The following is a 22,398-nucleotide window of genomic DNA, read 5'->3' on the forward strand; positions in this document are numbered from 1 at the left end:
CCCATTTTTATTGGCTAAATAACTATGACTGATATCAGCCGTACTCAGGCGTGGCTCGAAAGTCTGCGCCCTAAAACGCTTCCTCTGGCCTTTGCCGCGATTGTCGTGGGTTCCGCCCTCGCCTGGTGGCAGGGTTATTTCGATCCGCTTGTCGCTGGCCTGGCACTCATCACCGCCGGCCTGCTGCAAATCCTCTCTAATCTCGCCAACGATTATGGTGATGCCGTAAAAGGCAGCGATAAACCCGATCGCATTGGGCCGCTGCGCGGGATGCAAAAGGGGGTGATCACTCAGGCACAGATGAAACGCGCGCTGATTATTACCGTCGTACTGATTTGTTTGTCTGGCCTGGCACTGGTGTCTGTCGCCTGCAAAACCACGGCTGATTTCATTGGTTTTATGGTGTTGGGTTTACTCGCCATTATTGCCGCCATTACCTACACCGTCGGCACCCGCCCTTACGGTTATATTGGCTTGGGTGATATTTCCGTGCTGGTGTTCTTCGGCTGGCTTAGCGTAATGGGAAGCTGGTATTTACAGGCGCATACGCTCATCCCTGCTCTGTTCCTGCCTGCTACGGCATGTGGCCTGCTGGCGACAGCGGTACTCAATATTAATAATCTGCGCGATATCGACAGTGACCGTGAGAACGGAAAAAACACCCTGGCGGTTCGCCTGGGGCCGGTTAATGCACGTCGTTACCACGCCTGCCTGCTGATTGGCGCGCTGGTGTGTCTGGCGTTGTTTAACCTGATTTCACTGCACAGCCTGTGGGGCTGGATGTTTATTCTGGCCGCACCGATGCTGGTAAAACAGGCACGATTTGTCATGCGCGAACATAACCCGGCCGCAATGCCGCCCATGCTCGAACGCACGGTAAAAGGGGCGTTACTCACTAACCTGTTGTTCGTAGTGGGTATTATTATGAGCCAGCTGCTCCGTTAACTGACAAATATCAATTAACAATTGATGATTTTGCCAACAACGCATTTCGCACGATATACTGAACACATTCGCAGCAACAGAGCGTTAACCCTATGAAATACGATACCTCCGAGCTTTGTGACATCTACCAGGAAGATGTCAACGTCGTTGAACCGCTGTTTTCCAACTTTGGTGGACGGTCGTCGTTTGGCGGACAAATCATCACGGTGAAATGTTTCGAGGATAACGGGTTGCTGTACGATCTGCTCGAACAGAACGGTCGTGGTCGTATCCTGCTGGTCGATGGCGGCGGTTCAGTGCGCCGTGCCCTTATTGACGCCGACCTTGCCCGCCTGGCCATGCAAAACGAGTGGGAAGGGATAGTGGTGTACGGCTCAGTGCGCCAGGTCGATGACCTGGAAGAGCTGGATATCGGTATTCAGGCCATCGCAGCTATCCCGGTGGGTGCTGCGGGTGAAGGCATCGGTGAAAGCGACGTTCGCGTCAATTTCGGCGGCGTGACCTTCTTCTCCGGCGACCATCTCTATGCCGATAACACCGGCATTATCCTTTCCGAAGACCCGCTGGATATCGAGTAATAAAATCGTAATTGTGAAGCATAAAAAAACCGCCAACAGCAATGTGGCGGTTTTTTTGTCCCTCGGGATTCGCGGTCCGTTGGGAGGATTTACAGCTCCACACCAGGGACTTTTATCATACCCCTCAATAAACACCAGGCAATCCCTTAGACCCTTTATAAAATCCTAATTTTCTCTGAACATCTTAACGGCGTGGTTGATGTTAATTATGATGCTGCGTCCCTTTCCGCCATCTCGCAAATGGGCATCGGTCCAGGGAAAGGTGTATCAACGCCGTAAACAGCCCACACCGGGGCTTGTGTCCACTGGTTTATCACCGGTGGTGAACGGTGGAGCGGTTAGTCGCAGGGACCGCATAATGAAACGCTATATATGCATCGCGTTCATTGTCGCCAGCGTGCTCGTTGTAAAGAGTGATGAACCGAATGTGTTTGTTGCTTTTGTTACGATAGCGCAGGACAAGTAGCGTTAAGGCCGCCTCGTGCGGCCTTTTTTATGGCTTATCCACGGTGAGTAACAACCATAAAAAAAGCCGGGTAGCGATAACGCCATACCCGGCCTGTTCAGTTCATTCCCGACAGGAATTAAACTTCTTCCATACGTCCCAGCAGTGCCTGTAAGCGATCCTGCCAGCCGTTCTGCTGTTCGCGCAGCTGGTTGTTTTCGCGTTCCAGTTCTTCACGGCCGTGCTGAGCGGTCTGAACTTCCTGTGCCAGGCTGTTGTTCTTCTCTTTCAGCTCTTCAATTTCCATTTGCAGCAGCGTGATGGTGTCAATCGCCTGCTGTACTTTCGATTCCAGTTTCTCAAACACTTCTAAAGACATGATCCTACCTCTCCTGAATTGCAAGGCGACGCTTTAACGTAAACGCGCACAACATATATGCCGATTGTATGAAGCCCCGCCGCCCCTGTCCAGCGACATGCCGCGCAGATCGCGGTTTGCAACACTTTTCGGCCTCGTCCTGGTGCGTTCGCGGCATATACCCCTAAATTGTTAACTCTTTAGTTAATGAAATGATTCAGCTCTCATTTCGCTGTTGCGTTAAAAATGCGCTTTGTGGCGCGAAAACGCTCATTTTATTGACGAAGTACACACATTTTGATTTCGATATTTCTCGTTTTTGCTCGTTAACGATAAATTAACACTATGTCTACAGGACATCGTGGCTGTCACGGGCGGCCATGCTAACAATAAACATTCATTTTTCTTCAGGATTCCGATTATGAGTCAGACATCAACCTTAAAAGGCCAGTGCATCGCCGAGTTCCTTGGTACCGGGTTGTTGATATTCTTCGGAGTGGGCTGTGTCGCTGCACTGAAAGTGGCGGGTGCCAGTTTTGGTCAGTGGGAAATCAGTATCATCTGGGGTCTGGGCGTGGCGATGGCCATTTACCTGACCGCAGGCGTTTCTGGTGCACATCTTAACCCGGCGGTGACTATCGCGTTGTGGCTGTTCGCGTGCTTCGATGGACGCAAAGTTGTCCCTTTCATCATTTCTCAATTTGCTGGCGCGTTTTGCGCAGCAGCATTAGTTTACGGGCTTTATTACAATCTTTTCATCGACTTCGAACAGACGCATCATATGGTGCGCGGCAGCGTCGAAAGTCTGGATCTGGCTGGCATCTTCTCAACCTACCCGAACCCGCATATCAATTTTGTGCAGGCGTTCGCAGTTGAAATGGTGATTACCGCTATTCTGATGGGCGTCATCATGGCGCTGGGCGATGACGGCAACGGCATTCCGCGTGGCCCACTGGCACCGCTGCTGATTGGCCTGCTGATCGCCGTCATCGGTGCTTCTATGGGCCCGCTAACCGGTTTTGCGATGAACCCGGCGCGTGACCTGGGGCCAAAAACCTTCGCCTTCTTTGCAGGATGGGGCGACGTGGCCTTCACCGGTGGCAAAGATATTCCTTACTTCCTGGTGCCGCTGTTCGGGCCAATCGTAGGGGCGGCGCTGGGCGCATTCGGCTACCGCAAATTAATTGGTCGCCACTTACCGTGCGACACCTGTGTGGAAGAAGAGAAAGAAACCACTTCCGCCACGCAGCAAAAAGCTTCGCTGTAATCTGACTACGGGACTCAAACCATGACCGAAAAAAAATATATTGTTGCGCTCGACCAGGGCACTACCAGCTCCCGCGCTGTCGTAATGGATCATGACGCGAATATCGTCAGCGTGTCACAGCGCGAATTCGAGCAAATCTATCCTCGTCCAGGCTGGGTTGAGCACGACCCAATGGAAATCTGGGCAACGCAAAGCTCCACGCTGGTAGAAGTGCTGGCGAAAGCCGATATCAGCTCCGACGAAATTGCCGCCATCGGTATCACCAACCAACGTGAAACCACCGTGGTGTGGGAGCGCGAAACCGGCAAGCCGATTTACAACGCGATCGTCTGGCAGTGTCGCCGTACCGCAGAAATCTGCGAACAGCTCAAGCGCGACGGCATGGAAGAGTACGTGCGAAGCGCAACCGGCCTGGTGGTTGACCCGTATTTCTCCGGAACCAAAGTGAAATGGATCCTCGACCACGTGGAAGGCTCACGTGAACGTGCGAAACGCGGCGAACTGCTGTTCGGTACCGTCGATACCTGGCTTATCTGGAAGATGACCCAGGGACGTGTCCACGTGACCGACTATACCAACGCTTCGCGCACCATGCTGTTCAACATCAACACCCTGGAGTGGGATGACAAGATGCTGGACGCGCTGGACATCCCCCGCGCCATGCTGCCAGAAGTGCGTAAGTCTTCAGAAGTGTACGGCCAGACCAACATCGGTGGTAAAGGCGGCACGCGTATTCCTATCTCCGGTATCGCCGGTGATCAGCAGGCGGCGCTGTTCGGCCAGCTGTGCGTCAAGGAAGGGATGGCGAAGAACACCTACGGAACAGGCTGCTTCATGCTGATGAACACCGGCGAGAAAGCGGTGAAATCAGAAAACGGTCTGCTGACCACCATCGCCTGCGGCCCACGCGGTGAAGTGAACTATGCGCTGGAAGGTGCGGTGTTCATGGCGGGTGCGTCAATCCAGTGGCTGCGTGACGAGATGAAGCTTATCAGCGATGCGTTCGACTCCGAATACTTCGCCACCAAAGTGAAGGACACCAACGGCGTGTACGTGGTGCCTGCGTTCACCGGCCTCGGTGCACCATACTGGGACCCGTACGCTCGCGGCGCGATTTTCGGCCTGACGCGTGGTGTGAACTCCAACCACATCATCCGCGCCACGCTGGAATCCATCGCCTACCAGACACGCGATGTTCTGGAAGCAATGCAGGCTGACTCCGGTATTCGTCTGCACGCCCTGCGCGTGGACGGTGGCGCGGTTGCCAACAACTTCCTGATGCAGTTCCAGTCCGACATTCTGGGTACCCGTGTAGAGCGCCCGGAAGTCCGTGAGGTGACTGCACTGGGTGCGGCATACCTGGCGGGCCTGGCGGTGGGCTTCTGGCAGAACCTGGACGAGCTTCAGGAAAAAGCGGTAATCGAACGTGAATTCCGTCCTGGCATCGAAACCACCGAGCGTAACTTCCGCTACAGCGGCTGGAAGAAAGCGGTGAAACGCGCCCTGGCGTGGGAAGAGCACGAAGAGTAAGACAAACACCCCCTCACCCTAACCCTCTCCCCTTTGGGGAGAGGGCCGGGGTGAGGGGCTCAGACCGCACCACCCCGCACCCTCCCCACTCTGTGATAAACTTCGTGCAATTCCTTTTGATTGCACGAGTACCTCATGAAACGTGAACTTGCTATCGAGTTTTCCCGCGTAACCGAAGCCGCCGCGCTGGCGGGCTATAAATGGCTGGGTCGTGGCGACAAAAATACCGCAGACGGTGCGGCTGTCCATGCCATGCGCATTGTGCTTAACCAGGTCAATATCGACGGCACCATTGTGATTGGCGAAGGCGAGATCGACGAAGCGCCGATGCTCTACATCGGTGAAAAAGTCGGGACCGGCAAAGGCGATGCCGTGGATATTGCGGTCGACCCTATTGAAGGCACCCGCATGACGGCCATGGGCCAGGCCAACGCACTGGCCGTACTGGCGGTGGGTGATAAAGGCTGCTTCCTTAACGCGCCCGATATGTATATGGAAAAGCTGATTGTCGGCCCCGGTGCGAAAGGCGCTATCGACCTCAGCCTGCCGCTGGACGAGAACCTGCGTAATATCGCTGCCGCTCTGGGTAAACCGCTCAGCGAGCTCACCGTCACCATTCTGGCGAAACCACGCCACGACGCCACCATTGCGCAGATGCAAAAGCTTGGCGTGCGCGTGTTCGCCATTCCGGACGGCGACGTTGCCGCCTCCATTCTGACCTGTATGCCGGACAGCGAAGTGGATGTGCTTTATGGCATCGGCGGCGCGCCTGAAGGCGTAGTGTCCGCTGCGGTGATCCGTGCGCTGGATGGCGATATGCAGGCCCGACTGCTGCCGCGCCATGACGTTAAAGGCGATAACGCGGAAAACCGTCGTATTGGCGAAGAAGAACTGGCTCGCTGTGAAGCCATGGGTATTGAAGCCAATAAGATCCTGGCGCTGGGTGAAATGGCCCGCAGTGATAACGTGGTCTTCTCCGCAACCGGGATCACCAAAGGCGACCTACTGGACGGCATCACCCGCAAGGGAAATATGGCCACCACCGAAACGCTGCTGATCCGGGGCAAATCGCGCACCATTCGCCGTATTCAGTCCATTCATTATCTCGATCGCAAAGACCCGGACGTGCAGACCCACATTCTGTAAAACCGTTTGATCGATAGAGCTTTCCGGCCCGAACGGGCTGGAAATTTTCGCCACAAGTACGGAAGATAGAAGAGAGAAACAGCACAGGAGAAGACCATGGCGGACTGGGTAACAGGTAAAGTCACTAAGATACAATTCTGGACCGATGCGCTATTTAGTCTCACCGTCCATGCCCCTATCCACCCGTTTACGGCCGGGCAGTTTGCAAAGCTGGGGCTAGATGTCGATGGCGAACGCGTGCAGCGCGCTTACTCTTACGTCAACGCGCCAGATAACCCGGATCTTGAGTTCTATCTTGTCACCGTCCCGGACGGCAAACTCAGCCCACGTCTTGCTGCGTTGAAACCCGGCGATGATGTACAAATTGTGAGCGAAGCGGCGGGCTTCTTCGTGCTGGACGAAATCCCGGAGTGCGACACTCTCTGGATGCTGGCCACCGGCACGGCAATTGGCCCCTATCTTTCTATCCTGCAATACGGCAAAGATCTGGAGCGCTTTAAAAATATCGTGCTGGTTCATGCCGCGCGTTATGCCGCTGATTTAAGCTATTTGCCGCAGATGCAAGAGCTGGAACAGCAGTATGGCGGGAAACTGAAAATTCAGACCGTAGTCAGTCGCGAAACTGCAGCAGGCTCGCTCACCGGGCGGGTTCCGGCGTTAATCGAAAGTGGCGCACTGGAAGAAGCGGTTGGTTTGCCGATGAACACCGAAACCAGCCATGTGATGTTGTGTGGTAACCCGCAGATGGTCCGGGATACGCAACAGCTTCTGAAGGATACCCGGCAGATGACGAAACACCTTCGCCGCCGACCGGGCCATATGACTGCCGAACACTACTGGTGATCAGCGGTACTTCACCTCAAGGGTGTCTTTCCCGTACTTGTTCTCGCTCTGGGTGCCGATAAACGCGCCCAGATCGACAATCATCATGACAAAGATAATGGATGGCAACAGCCGCCCCACAACCCAGGGGAGGATAGACGGCAGAATCGCCCAGTTACCGGCCACCAGCATCCACGCCAGAATAATCAGAAATGCCCATGCGCCGGAGCGGCCACGATCGTGCAGGCGTTTTACCACCACGGCCGCTGTTGGCCACAACAGACAGACCAGGGCAAATGCCGCGGTTTGGGTGCTCAGCCATGCATTGTAGGCAACGAAAAACAGAAGCAGCATGGCAACGACCCACGTCACCATCCAGATCCAGAAATCACGGCGTCCAATACGCCCTTTGAATGAAAACAGCCACTGCTGTATGGTCATGTAAGGTTCCTTCATTATTATATAGCGCGCATTTTACCCTGGAGTTGTGACCTTTTGACAAGCCGACCAGATATCGTTTTAATCATGAGCAATTACGGCCAGGGGCAATATTGATGAAAATTTCGGCTTACTCCCTTTTATTATGTTTAGCCATGCCAGGCGCCAGCCTCTCTCTGCACGCCGCCGAAACCACTGCTCCTGCCACTGCACCGTATCTTCTGGCGGGGGCACCGTCGTTCGACCAGTCGATTAGCGAGTTTCGCGAAACCTTCAACCATAACAACCCAACGCTGCCACTGGATGAATTCCGCGCGATTGATAGCGCTCGCGATACGCCAACGCTGACACGCGCCGCCAGTAAAATTAACGAAAATCTGTATGCCTCTACTGCGCTTGAGCGTGGCACGTTGAAAATCAAAAGTATGCAGATAACCTGGCTGCCAATTCAGGGGCCAGAGCAAAAAGCGGCAAAGGCCAAAGCGCTGGAGTACATGAGCGCCATCCTGCAAGCCTTTACCCCTGCACTGACAAAAGCGCAAAGCCAGCAAAAGCTGCAAAAACTGCTGACTGCCGGTAAAAACAAGCGCTATTACGCCGATACGGAAGGCGCTATTCGCTATGTTGTCGCAGATAACGGCGAAAAGGGACTGACCTTCGCTGTTGAACCGATTAAGCTGACACTATCTGACTCACTCGGAGGGGCGAATTAATGACAAAAAGCAAAGCCTTTCGAGGGAAAATCTCTATACTGATTCACAGACCATGCTGCCCGTGAGGGTGGCCATATTCCTTAATTCGCTTATTTAGCGTGGAGAATTGAAATGCGACATCCTTTAGTGATGGGTAACTGGAAACTGAACGGCAGCCGCCACATGGTAAACGAACTGGTTGCTAACCTGCGTAAAGAGCTGGCTGGCGTAACTGGCTGCGCGGTTGCTATCGCTCCGCCTGATATGTACCTGGATCTGGCTAAACACGCGGCTGACGGCAGCCACATCGTTCTGGGTGCACAGAACGTTGACGTTAACCTGTCTGGCGCATTCACCGGTGAAACTTCCGCTGAAATGCTGAAAGATATCGGCGCGAAATACATCATCATCGGTCACTCAGAGCGTCGTACCTACCACAAAGAATCCGACGAGTTCATCGCGAAGAAATTCGCTGTGCTGAAAGAGCAGGGTCTGATCCCGGTTCTGTGCATCGGTGAAACCGAAGCAGAAAACGAAGCAGGCAAAACTGAAGAAGTGTGCGCACGTCAGATCGACGCAGTGCTGAAAACTCAGGGCGCGGCAGCGTTCGAAGGCGCAGTCATTGCTTACGAGCCAGTCTGGGCTATCGGTACCGGCAAATCAGCAACCCCTGCGCAGGCTCAGGCTGTTCACAAATTCATTCGTGACCACATCGCTAAAGCAGACGCGAAAGTGGCTGAACAAGTCATCATTCAGTACGGCGGTTCCGTAAACGCGGCTAACGCTGCTGAGCTGTTCACCCAGCCAGACATCGATGGCGCGCTGGTTGGCGGCGCATCCCTGAAAGCTGACGCTTTCGCGGTGATCGTTAAAGCAGCAGAAGCGGCTAAACAGGCGTAATTGCCCTTATGTTTTGTGGCGGGTGGCGCTTCGCTAACCCGCCCTACGGTTCTGTAGGCCCGGTAAGCGCCAGCGCCGCCGGGCTTTTTTACAGCCGTCCCAGCAAGCTAAACCACAGATAATCCAGCGGCAGCAGCACCAGATACGTTGCAATCGCCAGCGCCAGACAGAGCAGCATCCCCGCCCTTGCAGGCACCTTCCCTAACCCCATAGCCACCACAATCGGCGATGCCTGATACGGCAGCAACGGCGTGGAATAGCCCAGCACCTGAATCATAATTACCGACAGCAGCGGGAAGCCGGTTGCGTCCGAGAAACTCTGCGCCAGCGTGGTATACAACGCCGGCACGCCGTTGGCGGTCATGATGAAGTTGAGCGCCGTGGTGATCCCCGTCAGCGCCAGGAAACTGGTGAAGGGTTTATCGGCATCCAGCGGCATGACCCGCAGCAAGGCTTCGCCAACGGCGGTGCCAATCCCGGTCTGCGTCACGACAATCGCCAGCCCAAGAATGCCCGCTACATAAATACAGGTGCGCATATTCACACCTGTCGAAAACTCTTCCCCGGTGATAAAGCCAACGCGCGGCAGCAGCACAATCACCGATGCCGCCAGCCCCGTCCAGGCTGGCCCAATACCGTGCCAGCTCTCGGTAACCCACATGACCAGCACCACCGCCAGCAGCCAGGCGAGACGCTTTTCATCCCGCCCCATCGGTTCAGACGGCGTCATATCCCGCGCGGGTTTTGGGCTCCCCGGGAATAACCAACAGATAAGGGCAATCAGAATTAACCCTTTCAGAATACCGAGCACCGGCGTATGCAGCAGCAGATACGGCACATAGTTCAGATGAATACCGTATGAGCCTTCGGCCGCACCGCTCATCACCAGGTTCGGCACGTTAGCCGGCAAAATGGTGGCAGAAAGCTGGAAGGTACCAAACCCAACGGCCAGCGCCAGGCCAAACCACGCCCGCGAACCGTCAGCGATACTCGCCCTTTTTGCCATCGCGGCAACGATAGGCATCAGCAGCGCGATTCGCCCCATATTCGACGGCATAACAAACGCCAGCGCGTAACTCAGCAACACCACGCTTGCCACCATCAGCACCCAGGAATCGGTCAACTTTGCAGAAAGCGCCCGCGCGGCCCTGTCAGCCAGACCGGTTTTACGGATCGCCACGCCGAGCACAAAACCGCTGAACACCAGCCAAAACGCCGACGAAGCAAAGCCGCCGAAGATCACCTCCGGCGGGGCAATTTTGGCGGTCATCGCCGCCGTGAAAAACAGCAGCGCGGTGATAAATTCCGGCAGTAGCGACGTCGCCCACAGCACGATGGTGACGCCAACAATCAATGAGGGAAGAAGCAGAGGGTGAGCTAACCAGAGCGACATACCTGTCTCCTGTAGATTTTTTCAGCAAGTCTACGGCGACAGGCAGGCCGAGTAAACGCTATTTATGGTGGGGTCAATTCAGGATAGCGCATTGATGATCCTGGAGTTCTTCGGCCGATGCGCGATTAAGGGTGAGCAGATTGCGCTCGGTCGCCAGCAGAACGAAAGATCCGTCGGACTGTTGCGCCATCGCCAGTGCAAAGCGCCCCATATGATCGCGCGCTTCTGGCAGCTCTTCCGCCAGCATCATAAACGGGCTGCGCTTTACCAGTTCGTTCTCCGTCACTCTGCGGGCCAGATACTCATGCCCTTCCAGCCCGCCGGGGAACGGCAGCCATTGGGTGCCAATCTGCCCCTGATTCGCATTGAGCTTTTCACGTACGTCTGCACGCAGGCAGGAAATATGGATATGAAAATGGTTCTGCGTGCGCCCGGTTGGGGAGTTGATGGTCAGCGAAATTGCGCTGTCCGGCACGTCAGCACCACGTCTGAGAGCCATAAAGCTACGCGACTGCCACGCCAGCCAGAAGAAATTCGGCGTGTGAGGCTCAGTTAACAGCGGGCTTTCCGTGCCGTTGATCCGGTACGTTGGCATCAGCAGATATTGCAGCGGCCCATTGCGATCTTTAAACACCACGTATCCCGCATCCGGCTTCACCTGCGCACAGGGCGCCGGGTTTCGATGTTGTATCTGGTTAGGCACACACTGATCAAGAACGATATGGCGTAAGGCGTCCGGGTTACCGGACTTCATCCAGAACCAGCCACCCGCAGCAAGCGCGAGGACAATCAGCACCAACAGAATGATTTTTTTCACAACGCGTTCCCTGTATCCATATGAAGTGAAAGAGTAACGCAAAATGATGACCAAATAAAAAACCCGGTGGATTTCTCACACCGGGTCACCGTGTCGTTCTTTGCGAAACGCTTAGCGCTTGCTGATCTGATCGAAGGTACCGCCGTTAGAGAAGTGCTCTTTCTGCGCTTTCGTCCAGCCGCCGAACTCGTCATCAATGGTGAAGAGCTTCAGTTTCGGGAATTCGTTTTCGTATTTCTTCGCGACAGCCGGGTCACGTGGGCGATAGAAGTTTTTCGCCGCAATTTCCTGGCCTTCTGGCGAGTAGAGATACTTCAGGTAGGCTTCAGCCACCGCTTTGGTATCTTTCTTCTCAACCACTTTGTCGACCACAGAAACGGTCGGCTCCGCGAGGATAGATTCGCTTGGGGTCACAATTTCGAATTTGTCTTTACCCAGTTCGTTGGTGGCCAGCAGGGCTTCGTTTTCCCACGCAATCAGCACATCACCAATACCGCGCTCAACGAAGGTGTTGGTTGCGCCACGCGCGCCGGAGTCCAGCACTTCGACGTTTTTAAACAGCGCTTTCACGAACTCCTGCGCTTTCGCCTGGTCACCGTTGTTGTGGTGCAGGGCATAGCCCCAGGCTGCCAGGTAGTTCCAGCGTGCACCACCAGAGCTTTTCGGGTTCGGGGTGATGACAGAAACGCCCGGCTTAATCAGGTCGTTCCAGTCATGAATTTGTTTCGGATTGCCTTTACGTACCAGGAAAACGATGGTCGAGGTATATGGCGCGGAGTTGTCCGGCAGGCGTTTGATCCAGTTTTTATCAATACGGCCACGTTCAGCAATCGCGTCAACATCATAGGCCAGCGCCAGGGTGACCACATCAGCTTCAATACCGTTGATAACCGAGGTTGCCTGTTTGCCGGATCCGCCGTGAGACTGGCGCACCACGACGTTGTCGCCGGTTTCCTGTTTCCAGTGTGCCGCAAATGCCTTGTTGTACTGCTCGTAAAGTTCACGCGTCGGGTCGTATGACACGTTCAGTAACTGGATGTCCTTAGCCAGAACGCTGGTCGATGCCAGCAATAATGTTAAACCCACGCCCCATTTATTCATCGCCCAGCTCTCTTGTGTAGTGTTTTGATGAATGCAGCGTGCCAGAAAGATAACCAATGATTAAAGAATAAAAAAAGATTGGCTATAACGTAGAGGAATAAAAAGAAGCATGAGCGGCCTGATGCCCTCACCCCAACCCTCTCCCACGGGAGAGGGAGCAAACAAAAAAAAACGGCAACCCAAAGGTTACCGTTTCGCATTTACCTTGCCGCCACCCGGCACGATACACACGCCGATCAGTACAGTTTTTTCGCGCAGTCCAGCCAGTCACCTTTGAACGGACGCTTCATGTTCTCAATGGCATCGATGATGTCATGGTGAACCAGTTTTTCGTTCTGAATACCGACGCAACGGCCGCCAAAGCCCTGCAACAGCAGCTCGATAGCATATGCACCCATACGGGATGCCAGGATACGGTCGTACGGGCCAGGGGAACCACCACGCTGAATGTGACCCAGTACAGTTGCACGGGTTTCACGTTTGGTTTCGGTTTCGATGTATTTCGCCAGCTCGTCAACGTCACAGATGTGCTCGGTGATGGCGACGATCGCGTGTTTCTTACCTTTCGCGATACCGGCTTTGATTTCGTTAACCAGGTCTTCACGGCTGAATTCCACTTCAGGAACCACCACGAACTCACAACCACCGGCGATAGCCGCAGCCAGAGTCAGGTCACCACAGTAACGGCCCATCACTTCAACGATGGAGATACGCTGGTGGGAAGAAGAGGTGTCACGCAGACGGTCAATCGCTTCAACAACAGTACCCAGCGCGGTGAAGTAACCGATGGTGTAGTCAGTGCCTTTGATGTCGTTGTCGATAGTACCTGGCAGACCGATGCACGGGAAGCCCATCTCAGTCAGACGTTTTGCACCCATATAGGAGCCGTCACCACCGATAACAACCAGTGCGTCCAGGCCGCGTTTCTTCATGTTCTCGATAGCCACTTCACGAACGTGTTCGTCGCGGAATTCCGGGAAGCGTGCGGAACCGAGGAAAGTACCGCCACGGTTAATCATGTCTGACACGCTGTAGCGGTCGAGCTGTACCATGCGGTCTTCATACAGACCCAGATAACCGTCATAGACGCCAAAAACTTCCAGACCTTCCGTCAGCGCTGCACGGACAACACCACGAATTGCCGCGTTCATGCCCGGCGCATCACCGCCGCTTGTCAACACACCGATTTTCTTAATCATGACTACCTCTGAACTTAGGAATGCAAAATTGAAATCTGTTGCTGGAAGAAATTGTTCGACCAACGAATACTGCAAATAGTATATCAATCACTTCCAGCTGAATTGATTCAGGTCAGACCAAATGGCGGTAATTTATACACAAAATGCCGGTCTGGCTCACTTTTTTACAACGAATTACGAAAGCTCAAAATGTCTGGGTACAACCGAGCAGGGATCCTGGTGAATGATGACGTCTGAACCAGGAAAACGCTGCAAAATTGCCTGCTCGACTTGCTCAGCGATGACGTGAGCCTGAACCAGCGGCAGGTTGTCTTCCATTTCCAAATGAATCTGAATAAAGCGGGTCGGCCCTGACTGCCGCGTACGAAGATCGTGCGCACCGCTGACGCCAGGCCAGGAGGTCACGATAGTAAAAATTTCATCACGTTCTGCATCGGGAAGTGCGCGATCAAGCAGCGATTGCACCGCTTCGTACCCCATCCGCAAGGCGCTATATAAAATATAGATCCCAATCCCTAACGCGAATAACGCATCGGCACGATGCCAGCCATACCAGGCAAGGCCGAGCGCAATAAGAATAGCGCCATTCATCATAACATCAGACTGATAATGAAGCATATCTGCCCGTACTGCCTGACTTTGCGTTTTGCGAACCACCCAGCGCTGGAATGTGACCAGAACCAGCGTACTGATAAGCGCAATCACCGTGACGGCCACACCCACACCCGGATCGTTCATTTGCGTGGGGGAAACCAGATGCTGAATGCCGGTTAAAAACAGAAACAGCGCAGAGCCTGAAATAAACATGCTTTGCGCCAGCGCGGCCAGCGATTCCGCCTTACCGTGCCCAAAGGTATGTTCTTCATCTGCCGGTTGCAGCGAATAGCGCACCACCAGCAGGTTCGTCAGCGAGGCGGCAATATCGACCAGCGAGTCCACCAACGCCGCCAGAATACTGACCGACCCGGTGTACCACCACGCGAAAATCTTGATTATCAGCAAACACGACGCCATGACCGTCGCCGCAATCGCTGCCCGGCTAACCAGCCGTCCATAGGATTGATTCATAAACACTCCTGTCATGCCATGCCGCTAGTATAACGGATGCTTAGGGAGTCAAAGGATGAATAAACGGTTAACAACGGTGATTGAAGGGCAAAAAAAACCCCCACATCATGTGGGGGAAGACAGGGATGGTGTCTATGGCAAGGAAAACAGGGTTTACTGGTTACTACGGGTATTGCTACTGAAAAGCGTCATTTCTGAGCTTCGTTGCATCCGTGCAACCTCACGCAACTGGTCCATTCGTTGCTGATGTTTCTCGTTCAAAACCGCTTGCTGCTCAGGGGATAACAGGTGGAACATTTGGTTGCGAACCCTGGCCATCTCGACCTGGCGGGCAACCTGTATTTGTGCCATTTTTTCTGCCTGAGCGCGTACAGCGCTTTCGTCAAAATTTTCTGCGGTGACAAGGCGGTGCATTGTCTCCATTTCGCTAACATTAACAGGGGGCTGATCTTGTCTTGCCCTCTGCATCAGATCTCGCATCTGTTGACGCTGATGTTCGGTTAAACTTATGCCGTCAAACATATGGCTTTGGCCGCTGTGCTGCGCTTCACTCTCTCCAGAGAGTCCGTTGTCGCCGATGATAGCTACGGCAGCCTGGCTAAACGCACTGAACGCCAGCGTTGAGGCCATGACGGCAGCGGTAACTTTGCGCATCACTTGCTCCCAAAATCTTTCGTGTCGCGATTCAACGAGAGACAGTCTACGATTCAGGCTGCAAACATGCGTCAGGGGGTGTAAAACAACGTAAAGTCATGGATTAGATAGCCTTGATGTCGTAATTTCTGCCTCGGAGGTATTTAAACAATGAATAAAATCCTGTTAGTTGATGATGACCGAGAGCTCACATCCCTTTTAAAGGAGTTGCTCGACATGGAAGGTTTCAACGTTCTGGTTGCCCATGATGGCGAGCAGGCGCTGAGTCTCCTTGACGACAGCATCGATTTACTTTTGCTCGACGTCATGATGCCGAAGAAAAACGGCATTGATACGTTGAAAGAGCTTCGCCAGACACACCAGACCCCCGTCATTATGCTGACCGCACGCGGCAGTGAACTTGACCGTGTACTCGGCCTTGAGCTGGGCGCGGATGACTATTTACCGAAACCGTTCAACGACCGTGAACTGGTTGCCCGTATTCGCGCTATCCTGCGTCGTTCCCACTGGAGCGAACAGCAGCAGAATACTGACAACAGCTCGCCAACGCTGGAAGTGGATTCCCTGAGCCTGAACCCAGGCCGCCAGGAAGCCAGCTTCGACGGCCAGACGCTGGAACTGACCGGCACCGAGTTCACCCTGCTGTATCTGCTGGCGCAACATCTGGGCCAGGTGGTATCGCGTGAACATTTAAGCCAGGAAGTGCTGGGCAAGCGCCTGACGCCGTTTGACCGTGCTATCGATATGCATATTTCTAACCTGCGTCGTAAACTGCCGGAACGCAAAGATGGTCACCCATGGTTTAAAACCCTGCGTGGTCGTGGTTATCTGATGGTTTCCGCTTCATGATAGGTAGCTTAACCGCCCGCATCTTCGCCATCTTCTGGCTGACGCTGGCACTGGTTTTAATGCTCGTTTTGATGTTGCCAAAACTCGACTCACGCCAGATGACGGAGCTTCTCGACAGTGAGCAACGTCAGGGCGTGATGATCGAGCAGCACGTAGAAGCCGAGCTGGCAAACGATCCGCCGAACGATTTAATGTGGTGGCGCAGGCTGTTTCGCGCTATCGACAAATGGGCGCCACCGGGGCAACGCCTGTTGCTGGTCACCAGCGAAGGCCGCGTCATTGGGGCCGATCGCAATGAAATGCAGATTATCCGCAACTTCATTGGCCAGGCAGATAACGCCGATCACCCTCAGAAGAAAAAATATGGTCGGGTAGAAATGGTTGGCCCCTTCTCCGTGAGAGATGGGGAAGATAACTACCAGCTCTATCTGATTCGTCCTGCGAGCAATTCCCAGTCTGACTTTATCAACCTGCTGTTTGACCGTCCGCTGCTGCTGCTGATTGTCACGATGCTGGTCAGCTCACCGCTGTTGCTCTGGCTGGCGTGGAGCCTGGCAAAACCGGCGCGTAAGCTGAAAAATGCCGCCGACGAAGTGGCTCAGGGTAACCTGAGGCAGCACCCTGAGCTGGAATCCGGGCCGCAGGAGTTCCTTGCCGCAGGTGCCAGTTTTAACCAGATGGTGAGCGCGCTGGAGCGCATGATGACAGCGCAGCAACGGCTGCTCTCGGATATCTCGCACGAGCTGCGCACACCACTCACGCGACTCCAGCTTGGCACCGCGCTGCTGCGTCGCCGCAGCGGTGAAAGCAAAGAGCTGGAACGAATCGAAACGGAAGCGCATCGTCTGGACAGCATGATCAACGACCTGCTGGTAATGTCGCGTAATCAGCAGAAAAATGCGCTGGTCAGCGAAACGGTGAAAGCCAATCATCTGTGGCATGAGGTGTTAGACAATGCCGCATTTGAAGCAGAGCAGATGGGCAAATCGTTTACCGTCAACTTCCCGCCGGGGCCATGGCCGCTGTACGGTAACCCCAACACGCTGGAAAGCGCGCTGGAGAATATCGTGCGGAACGCCCTGCGCTATTCGCATACGAAGATTGAGGTGGCGTTCTCGGTGGATAAAGACGGGATCACCGTCATTGTCGACGACGACGGTCCAGGCGTAAGCCCGGAAGATCGCGAGCAGATTTTCCGTCCGTTCTACCGTACCGACGAAGCGCGTGACCGTGAATCTGGCGGTACAGGGCTGGGTCTGGCAATTGTTGAAACCGCCATGCAACAGCACCGCGGTTGGGTGAAAGCCGACGACAGCCCGCTGGGTGGGTTGCGGTTAACGCTCTGGCTGCCGCTGTACAAGCGTTCGTAACCCCCTCACCCCGGCCCTCTCCCCAAAGGGGCGAGGGTGAAAAGAGCGCACAGAGCCGTCCCCTCTCCCCTATGGGGAGAGGGTTAGGGTGAGGGGCTGTTATTTCCCCCACAATCTCCGCGAATTATCCTCGATCTCACCGCTAATGCGGCGCTTCTGCATCGTTCTGGTCCAGCTGGTCGATAACCCCGCTGCCGACAGCAGGCGATGATATTGTTCATCGTCGAACGGCATATGCCAGGCAATCGCACAGGCGTCGTACACCGAGACATCACTCAGGCGTGACGCCAGCTCCAGCGGCGCGTCGGCAGAAACCTGCCCTGCCAGCACCACGCGGTACAGCCAGCCGGTTTTGCCCGCCGTTTGCAATCGGGCCGACATATCGCTGATGCCGAAATGGTAATTCAGTTTGAAGCACGGTGAACGCGGTTGCGTCACCTGAATCAGGGCATCGCCCCAGCGGAAAATATCACCGATAAAGACGTTGTTCTCGGTCAGCCCTTCGGTCGAGAGGTTCTCACCAAACGCCGGTGCCACAAACAGATCTTCCTGTTCGGGGAACTCGGTAATCCAGTGCTGATAGTGTTCGCGCGGATAGTGGCACAGCGCGCGCTCAGGCCCGCCGTGGATTTTCTTTTCGGCCTGCTCGTCACCCGCCAGCCCGAGGTCGGTTAGCGTCAGTTCTCCGTCAACCTGTACCTTGGCGATGGCGCTCGGACGGCTGCCATCGTAATCCCTTACCTTGCCTGTAAATACATTCACCGGGTAGTGCATCCTGGCTCCTTTATATGCCCTAAATAATTCGAGTTGCAGGAAGGCGGCAAGAGAGTGAATCCCCAGGAGCTTACTCAAGTAAGTGACTGGGGTGAGCGAGCGCAGCCAACGCACCTGCAACGTGAAGTATGACGGGTATACAGATACAAAAAAAGCGAGTCATCAGACTCGCTTCTCACAGGCGTCAATGCAACCTTATTTTTTAGCGGCGAAACGCGCTGCAGCTTCGTCCCAGTTAACCACATCCCAGAATGCTTTGATGTAGTCAGGGCGACGGTTCTGGAATTTCAGGTAGTAAGCGTGTTCCCACACGTCCAGGCCCACGATTGGGAAGCCGGATGCGCCAGAAATTGCTTCACCCATCAGCGGGGAGTCCTGGTTTGCGGTAGAGACAACAGCCAGTTTGTCGCCTTTCAGTACCAGCCACGCCCAGCCAGAGCCGAAACGGGTAGCAGCAGCTTTTTCAAACTCAGCTTTGAAGTTGTCTACAGAGCCGAAATCGCGCTCGATAGCTGCTTTCAGGTCGCCTTGCAGGGTCGTGCCGGTTTTCAGGCCTTTCCAGAACAGGCTGTGGTTAGCATGACCACCTGCGTTGTTACGCAGAACGGTTTTCTTGTCAGCTGGCAGCTGGTCAAGTTTGGTGATCAGCTCTTCAGCAGACAGGTTTGCGAATTCTGGCAGGCTTTCCAGCGCTGCGTTCGCGTTGTTCACATAAGTCTGGTGATGTTTAGTGTGATGGATTTCCATCGTCTGCTTGTCGAAATGCGGTTCCAGTGCGTCGTAGGCATACGGCAGGGATGGCAGTGTATAACTCATAATCCTCTCCATTAGTGTCGGGCGGCACAGCTGTTAATGCCGCGTAAGCAGTTGGTTCATTATAGTTAATTAAATGATATTGAAAATGATTATCAATGCCGTAGTTTTTATAAGGTTATTCGCCTTTCGCAACAATCCCGAAATTGTGAGTCTGCTCACGCGGTTAACGCGTTCATTGCCATTTAAAACCAAATTGCGGCAACCTTCTGAAGGTTCCCAAACCGCCTAATTTTTACACTCATCAAGTCGGCGGGAAGCCTCCGACATATAAAAACGATGAGGATGTAAAAATGAATCATGCGATTACGATGGGTATTTTCTGGCATCTGATAGGCGCAGCCAGTGCAGCCTGTTTCTATGCCCCGTTTAAAAAGGTTAAACACTGGTCGTGGGAAACCATGTGGTCCGTTGGGGGGACCGTCTCCTGGCTTATCCTGCCCTGGACCATCAGCGCCATATTGTTGCCCGATTTCTGGGCTTACTACTCTTCTTTTAACGCCTCCACGCTGCTGCCGGTGTTTCTGTTCGGTGCGATGTGGGGTATCGGTAACATCAACTACGGCCTGACCATGCGCTATCTCGGTATGTCGATGGGCATTGGCATTGCCATCGGTATTACGTTGATTGTCGGTACGCTGATGACGCCGATCCTCAACGGCAATTTCGATGTGCTGATCCACACTCAGGGCGGGCAGATGACGCTGCTTGGCGTGCTGGTTGCGGTGATTGGCGTGGCTATCGTGACCCGCGCGGGCCAGCTCAAAGAGCGCAAAATGGGCATTAAGGCCGAAGACTTCAACCTGAAGAAAGGTCTGGTGCTGGCAGTGATGTGCGGCATTTTCTCCGCAGGCATGTCCTTTGCCATGAACGCGGCCAAACCGATGCATGAAGCTGCTGCCGCGCTGGGTGTAGACCCGCTGTACGTCGCGCTGCCAAGCTACGTGGTGATCATGGGCGGTGGCGCACTGGTAAACCTGGGCTTCTGCTTCATTCGTCTGGCAAAAGTGAAGAATTTGTCGGTAAAAGCAGACTTCTCGCTGGCAAAACCATTGATCATCACCAACGTGCTGCTTTCTGCTCTCGGTGGCCTGATGTGGTATTTGCAGTTCTTCTTCTACGCCTGGGGCCACGCCAGTATTCCAGCGCAATATGACTACATGAGCTGGATGCTGCACATGAGCTTCTACGTGCTGTGCGGCGGGCTGGTGGGTTTGATCCTGAAGGAGTGGAACAATGCCGGGCGTCGTCCGGTGGGTGTACTGAGCCTGGGTTGCGTGGTGATTATTATCGCCGCCAACATCGTTGGCCTCGGCATGGCGAACTGATTACGCCGCCTTTCGACTGCGATGACGCCACTGAACCGGCGTCATCCCCACTTCACGGTTAAACACCACCGAAAAGTAGTTACTGTCCTCAAAGCCACAACGCATCGCCACTTCGCTCACCATCAGCTCCGTGTGTTGCAGCAGATACTGAGCATGGCAGATGCGCAGCTGACGCAGATAGTGGTTCACCGTCATCCCCGTCTGAGTGCGAAACTGCTGGCGCAGCGCGCGCTCGCTGCACTGCTCCTGCTCGCAGAATTTCTCCAGCACAAAGCTCTTGTTCAGGCTGCCCGCCAGGGTAGTAATCAGCTTATCCAGCAGCGCTTCCTGTTCACTCGCAGAAGGGTTATCAGTGGCGTAGCGATAGCGTTTGAGCGTCATGACCAGCTGGGCGAAAAGCAGTTCCGCCATCTGGTTGGCAAGCGGATCGGCCTTCTGACTCTCTTGTTCTAGCTGGGAAATCACCTGCCGCACCGGGTTCATACCGTTGCTGCTTAAACGCCAGTGAGGTGTGCTGTTGGCATTGTTAAACCCGGGGATATGCGCAGCCCAGTCGACGTTGAGCTTGAGCCTGTCAGGGCAGTAAATCACGTTCTGCAACACCAGATCGTTTACTGAAGCGTAGGAGTGTTTGTCTTCGGCGCGGATATAAAACAGGTCACCGCGCGTAATGCGGTAAGGGCGGTCGTTGAGAACGTGTAAGCCATTTCCCCGCCACACCAGCACCAGCTCGCAAAACTCATGCGTGTGTTCGGCAAAAACATTTTGCGGATAGCGATCGGCCACCGCAACAGACTGGCTGGCGGAGGCAAAAAAATCATTTTTGCGAAGGATTAACTGAGCAGCCACACCACAACCTCAACGGCGAATAACCTGACATTATTAGCCTTTTTGCGGCATAAAAACGGTGACTGCCCTCGCGTTACTGAAGTGATGCGTCCTTACCCTGGCGAATATCGCGCGGCGACCAGTTAAATTCCCGGCGAAACAGGGTCGAAAAATGATTACTGTCGCCGAAACCGCAGCGATACGCGATATCCGTAACGCTTTCGTCAGTGTGGCGCAGCAGGTGCCGTGCTTTGATCAGGCGCAGGCGGTTGAGGTAGCGCTGCGGCGTGAGTCCGGTGTGATGTTTGAGCTGACGATGCAGCGTCCGCAGCGATAACGAGAAATCATCTGCCAGCGTTTCCCAGCTAATATCCTCGGCAAAGTGATCTTCCAGCCAGGCCATCAGTTGATTCAGCCGCGCGTCGTTATTTTCCAGCCCTTCCACCAGGCTACTGCGGCGCAGGAGGACCAGTAACTGCATAAACAGCATCTCGCGGGTGGCGATGACATGTGTCTCGTGCCCGTCTTCACTTTTTTCCATCTGATTAACCAGCTGGCGCACCTGTTGCAGCGTGGCCTGATTCACCCGCCAGTGCGAAGGATAGTGTCCGTCCTTCTCCTGTGGCAGCAGCTGGTTAAGCCCTGAAAGAAACTGGAACGCATCCGGTGAACGGTAAAGAACATTGGTCAGACACAGGTTGTCCGTATGTTCATACAAGTGCCTGTCGTGGTCACGCACAAAGCACACCGTACCGCCGCTGATGGTGTACGGCTGGCCGTTAAACACGTGGATCCCCGTGCCGTGTTCAACAATCACAATTTCATGGAAATCATGATAATGCTCCGGAAATGCAGCCTGTGGGAGCCGTGGTTCAATTGCAACAGGCGAACTGCCCGAAGGAAAAAAATCCACGCTGTGTAGTACGGTCATAGCAGCCCCCACCGATGAGAAATGTTCTCAAAATAGTAATTAAGGCTCTTCAGACTCACCTTAAATTTTCGGCAGCAAACCTCGCAAAAGCTGTCCGTTTTTCAAGAAACAGATGGAAAGATCAGGAAATGCGGCAAGCGTCACATTGCCTG

General features: G+C 54.3%; 23 protein-coding genes. 11 read left to right on the forward strand and 12 right to left on the reverse strand.

Features of this window, described 5'->3' with window-relative positions; translation table 11 throughout:
* Positions 1-18: 18 nt before the first annotated feature.
* Together menA and rraA are read left to right on the forward strand one after the other, a co-directional pair.
* The gene (menA, locus tag M987_RS05260) at positions 19-945 is read left to right on the forward strand and encodes a 1,4-dihydroxy-2-naphthoate polyprenyltransferase (RefSeq protein WP_162271216.1); all 927 of its coding nucleotides are present in this window, start codon (positions 19-21) and stop codon (positions 943-945) included.
* A 92-nt stretch (positions 946-1,037) separates the two neighbouring features.
* Positions 1,038-1,523 (forward strand): ribonuclease E activity regulator RraA, encoded by a 486-nt coding sequence (rraA, locus tag M987_RS05265; RefSeq protein ID WP_014072348.1) that lies wholly within the window; start codon positions 1,038-1,040, stop codon positions 1,521-1,523.
* A gap of 584 nt (positions 1,524-2,107) precedes the next feature.
* Here rraA and zapB read toward each other — a convergent pair.
* Positions 2,108-2,347: a septal ring assembly protein ZapB gene (gene zapB / locus M987_RS05270; protein ID WP_014072349.1), complete on the reverse strand. Its 240-nt coding sequence runs from the start codon at positions 2,345-2,347 to the stop codon at positions 2,108-2,110.
* Between the two features lie 400 nt (positions 2,348-2,747).
* Between zapB and M987_RS05275 the strand changes: the two genes are divergently transcribed.
* The 4 genes from M987_RS05275 (at position 2,748) to fpr (ending at position 7,112) form a co-directional block, all read left to right on the forward strand.
* Complete coding sequence (locus tag M987_RS05275; protein ID WP_014072350.1) at positions 2,748-3,593, forward strand: MIP/aquaporin family protein; 846 nt, start codon at positions 2,748-2,750, stop codon at positions 3,591-3,593.
* Positions 3,594-3,614: 21 nt separating this feature from the next.
* Entirely contained in the window at positions 3,615-5,123 is a 1,509-nt protein-coding gene (gene glpK / locus M987_RS05280; protein WP_014072351.1) for a glycerol kinase GlpK, read from the forward strand.
* Between the two features lie 135 nt (positions 5,124-5,258).
* Positions 5,259-6,269: a class II fructose-bisphosphatase gene (gene glpX, locus M987_RS05285; protein ID WP_014072352.1), complete on the forward strand. Its 1,011-nt coding sequence runs from the start codon at positions 5,259-5,261 to the stop codon at positions 6,267-6,269.
* A gap of 96 nt (positions 6,270-6,365) precedes the next feature.
* The gene (gene fpr / locus M987_RS05290) at positions 6,366-7,112 is read left to right on the forward strand and encodes a ferredoxin--NADP(+) reductase (protein ID WP_014072353.1); all 747 of its coding nucleotides are present in this window, start codon (positions 6,366-6,368) and stop codon (positions 7,110-7,112) included.
* Here the strand turns inward: fpr and M987_RS05295 are convergent, their stop codons facing one another.
* Positions 7,113-7,532 carry a DUF805 domain-containing protein gene (locus tag M987_RS05295; protein WP_014072354.1) on the reverse strand — a complete coding sequence of 140 codons (420 nt, stop codon included), beginning with the start codon at positions 7,530-7,532 and terminating at the stop codon, positions 7,113-7,115.
* A 113-nt stretch (positions 7,533-7,645) separates the two neighbouring features.
* Here M987_RS05295 and M987_RS05300 point away from each other — a divergent pair, with 113 nt between their 5' ends.
* Positions 7,646-8,242 carry a DUF1454 family protein gene (locus tag M987_RS05300; RefSeq protein ID WP_014072355.1) on the forward strand — a complete coding sequence of 199 codons (597 nt, stop codon included), beginning with the start codon at positions 7,646-7,648 and terminating at the stop codon, positions 8,240-8,242.
* A 111-nt stretch (positions 8,243-8,353) separates the two neighbouring features.
* Positions 8,354-9,121 carry a triose-phosphate isomerase gene (gene tpiA / locus M987_RS05305; RefSeq protein WP_010436926.1) on the forward strand — a complete coding sequence of 256 codons (768 nt, stop codon included), beginning with the start codon at positions 8,354-8,356 and terminating at the stop codon, positions 9,119-9,121.
* Positions 9,122-9,209: 88 nt separating this feature from the next.
* Here tpiA and M987_RS05310 read toward each other — a convergent pair whose 3' ends face one another.
* The 6 genes from M987_RS05310 to cpxP all read right to left on the reverse strand — a co-directional run bounded on the left by M987_RS05310 (position 9,210) and on the right by cpxP (position 15,353).
* Entirely contained in the window at positions 9,210-10,514 is a 1,305-nt protein-coding gene (locus tag M987_RS05310; protein ID WP_014072356.1) for an SLC13 family permease, read from the reverse strand.
* A 73-nt stretch (positions 10,515-10,587) separates the two neighbouring features.
* Positions 10,588-11,331 carry a CDP-diacylglycerol diphosphatase gene (locus M987_RS05315; protein ID WP_014072357.1) on the reverse strand — a complete coding sequence of 248 codons (744 nt, stop codon included), beginning with the start codon at positions 11,329-11,331 and terminating at the stop codon, positions 10,588-10,590.
* Positions 11,332-11,442: 111 nt separating this feature from the next.
* Positions 11,443-12,432 carry a sulfate ABC transporter substrate-binding protein gene (locus M987_RS05320; protein WP_014072358.1) on the reverse strand — a complete coding sequence of 330 codons (990 nt, stop codon included), beginning with the start codon at positions 12,430-12,432 and terminating at the stop codon, positions 11,443-11,445.
* 236 nt (positions 12,433-12,668) lie between these two features.
* Entirely contained in the window at positions 12,669-13,631 is a 963-nt protein-coding gene (gene pfkA, locus M987_RS05325) for a 6-phosphofructokinase (RefSeq protein ID WP_014072359.1), read from the reverse strand.
* A 174-nt stretch (positions 13,632-13,805) separates the two neighbouring features.
* The gene (fieF, locus tag M987_RS05330) at positions 13,806-14,699 is read right to left on the reverse strand and encodes a CDF family cation-efflux transporter FieF (protein ID WP_014072360.1); all 894 of its coding nucleotides are present in this window, start codon (positions 14,697-14,699) and stop codon (positions 13,806-13,808) included.
* 153 nt (positions 14,700-14,852) lie between these two features.
* On the reverse strand, positions 14,853-15,353 hold the full coding sequence (cpxP, locus tag M987_RS05335) for a cell-envelope stress modulator CpxP (protein ID WP_014072362.1): 501 nt from the start codon (positions 15,351-15,353) through the stop codon (positions 14,853-14,855).
* A 150-nt stretch (positions 15,354-15,503) separates the two neighbouring features.
* Here cpxP and cpxR point away from each other — a divergent pair, with 150 nt between their 5' ends.
* On the forward strand, positions 15,504-16,202 hold the full coding sequence (gene cpxR / locus M987_RS05340; protein ID WP_006179159.1) for an envelope stress response regulator transcription factor CpxR: 699 nt from the start codon (positions 15,504-15,506) through the stop codon (positions 16,200-16,202).
* Positions 16,199-17,572, forward strand: coding sequence for an envelope stress sensor histidine kinase CpxA (gene cpxA / locus M987_RS05345; protein ID WP_014072363.1), 1,374 nt, complete (start codon positions 16,199-16,201; stop codon positions 17,570-17,572). Before cpxR ends, cpxA begins: the two co-directional genes overlap by 4 nt.
* Positions 17,573-17,671: 99 nt before the next feature.
* Here the strand turns inward: cpxA and yiiM are convergent, their stop codons facing one another.
* Together yiiM and sodA are read right to left on the reverse strand one after the other, a co-directional pair.
* On the reverse strand, positions 17,672-18,346 hold the full coding sequence (yiiM, locus tag M987_RS05350) for a 6-hydroxyaminopurine reductase (RefSeq protein ID WP_014072364.1): 675 nt from the start codon (positions 18,344-18,346) through the stop codon (positions 17,672-17,674).
* A gap of 195 nt (positions 18,347-18,541) precedes the next feature.
* A complete protein-coding gene (sodA, locus tag M987_RS05355; protein ID WP_010436906.1) occupies positions 18,542-19,162 on the reverse strand; it encodes a superoxide dismutase [Mn] in 621 nt (206 codons plus the stop codon).
* A 290-nt stretch (positions 19,163-19,452) separates the two neighbouring features.
* Between sodA and rhaT the strand changes: the two genes are divergently transcribed.
* Positions 19,453-20,487: an L-rhamnose/proton symporter RhaT gene (gene rhaT / locus M987_RS05360; protein ID WP_014072365.1), complete on the forward strand. Its 1,035-nt coding sequence runs from the start codon at positions 19,453-19,455 to the stop codon at positions 20,485-20,487.
* Here rhaT and rhaR read toward each other — a convergent pair whose 3' ends face one another.
* On the reverse strand, positions 20,488-21,336 hold the full coding sequence (rhaR, locus tag M987_RS05365; protein ID WP_014072366.1) for an HTH-type transcriptional activator RhaR: 849 nt from the start codon (positions 21,334-21,336) through the stop codon (positions 20,488-20,490).
* 73 nt (positions 21,337-21,409) lie between these two features.
* Positions 21,410-22,246, reverse strand: a complete 837-nt coding sequence (gene rhaS, locus M987_RS05370; RefSeq protein WP_014072367.1) for an HTH-type transcriptional activator RhaS — start codon at positions 22,244-22,246, stop codon at positions 21,410-21,412.
* Positions 22,247-22,398: the final 152 nt, after the last annotated feature.

This window comes from Enterobacter soli ATCC BAA-2102 (genome assembly GCF_001654845.1).
Taxonomy (GTDB): domain Bacteria; phylum Pseudomonadota; class Gammaproteobacteria; order Enterobacterales; family Enterobacteriaceae; genus Enterobacter; species Enterobacter soli.

Coding starts and splice junctions, on each gene's coding strand:
- cpxA (WP_014072363.1), top strand. CDS start 16,199: ATGATAGGTAGCTTAACCGCCCGCATCTTCGCCATCTTCTGGCTGACG.
- fieF (WP_014072360.1), bottom strand. CDS start 14,699: ATGAATCAATCCTATGGACGGCTGGTTAGCCGGGCAGCGATTGCGGCG.
- M987_RS05320 (WP_014072358.1), bottom strand. CDS start 12,432: ATGAATAAATGGGGCGTGGGTTTAACATTATTGCTGGCATCGACCAGC.
- cpxR (WP_006179159.1), top strand. CDS start 15,504: ATGAATAAAATCCTGTTAGTTGATGATGACCGAGAGCTCACATCCCTT.
- rraA (WP_014072348.1), top strand. CDS start 1,038: ATGAAATACGATACCTCCGAGCTTTGTGACATCTACCAGGAAGATGTC.
- tpiA (WP_010436926.1), top strand. CDS start 8,354: ATGCGACATCCTTTAGTGATGGGTAACTGGAAACTGAACGGCAGCCGC.
- cpxP (WP_014072362.1), bottom strand. CDS start 15,353: ATGCGCAAAGTTACCGCTGCCGTCATGGCCTCAACGCTGGCGTTCAGT.
- pfkA (WP_014072359.1), bottom strand. CDS start 13,631: ATGATTAAGAAAATCGGTGTGTTGACAAGCGGCGGTGATGCGCCGGGC.
- glpK (WP_014072351.1), top strand. CDS start 3,615: ATGACCGAAAAAAAATATATTGTTGCGCTCGACCAGGGCACTACCAGC.
- zapB (WP_014072349.1), bottom strand. CDS start 2,347: ATGTCTTTAGAAGTGTTTGAGAAACTGGAATCGAAAGTACAGCAGGCG.
- M987_RS05310 (WP_014072356.1), bottom strand. CDS start 10,514: ATGTCGCTCTGGTTAGCTCACCCTCTGCTTCTTCCCTCATTGATTGTT.
- yiiM (WP_014072364.1), bottom strand. CDS start 18,346: ATGCACTACCCGGTGAATGTATTTACAGGCAAGGTAAGGGATTACGAT.
- M987_RS05295 (WP_014072354.1), bottom strand. CDS start 7,532: ATGACCATACAGCAGTGGCTGTTTTCATTCAAAGGGCGTATTGGACGC.
- rhaS (WP_014072367.1), bottom strand. CDS start 22,246: ATGACCGTACTACACAGCGTGGATTTTTTTCCTTCGGGCAGTTCGCCT.
- sodA (WP_010436906.1), bottom strand. CDS start 19,162: ATGAGTTATACACTGCCATCCCTGCCGTATGCCTACGACGCACTGGAA.
- fpr (WP_014072353.1), top strand. CDS start 6,366: ATGGCGGACTGGGTAACAGGTAAAGTCACTAAGATACAATTCTGGACC.
- rhaT (WP_014072365.1), top strand. CDS start 19,453: ATGAATCATGCGATTACGATGGGTATTTTCTGGCATCTGATAGGCGCA.
- M987_RS05275 (WP_014072350.1), top strand. CDS start 2,748: ATGAGTCAGACATCAACCTTAAAAGGCCAGTGCATCGCCGAGTTCCTT.
- M987_RS05300 (WP_014072355.1), top strand. CDS start 7,646: ATGAAAATTTCGGCTTACTCCCTTTTATTATGTTTAGCCATGCCAGGC.
- glpX (WP_014072352.1), top strand. CDS start 5,259: ATGAAACGTGAACTTGCTATCGAGTTTTCCCGCGTAACCGAAGCCGCC.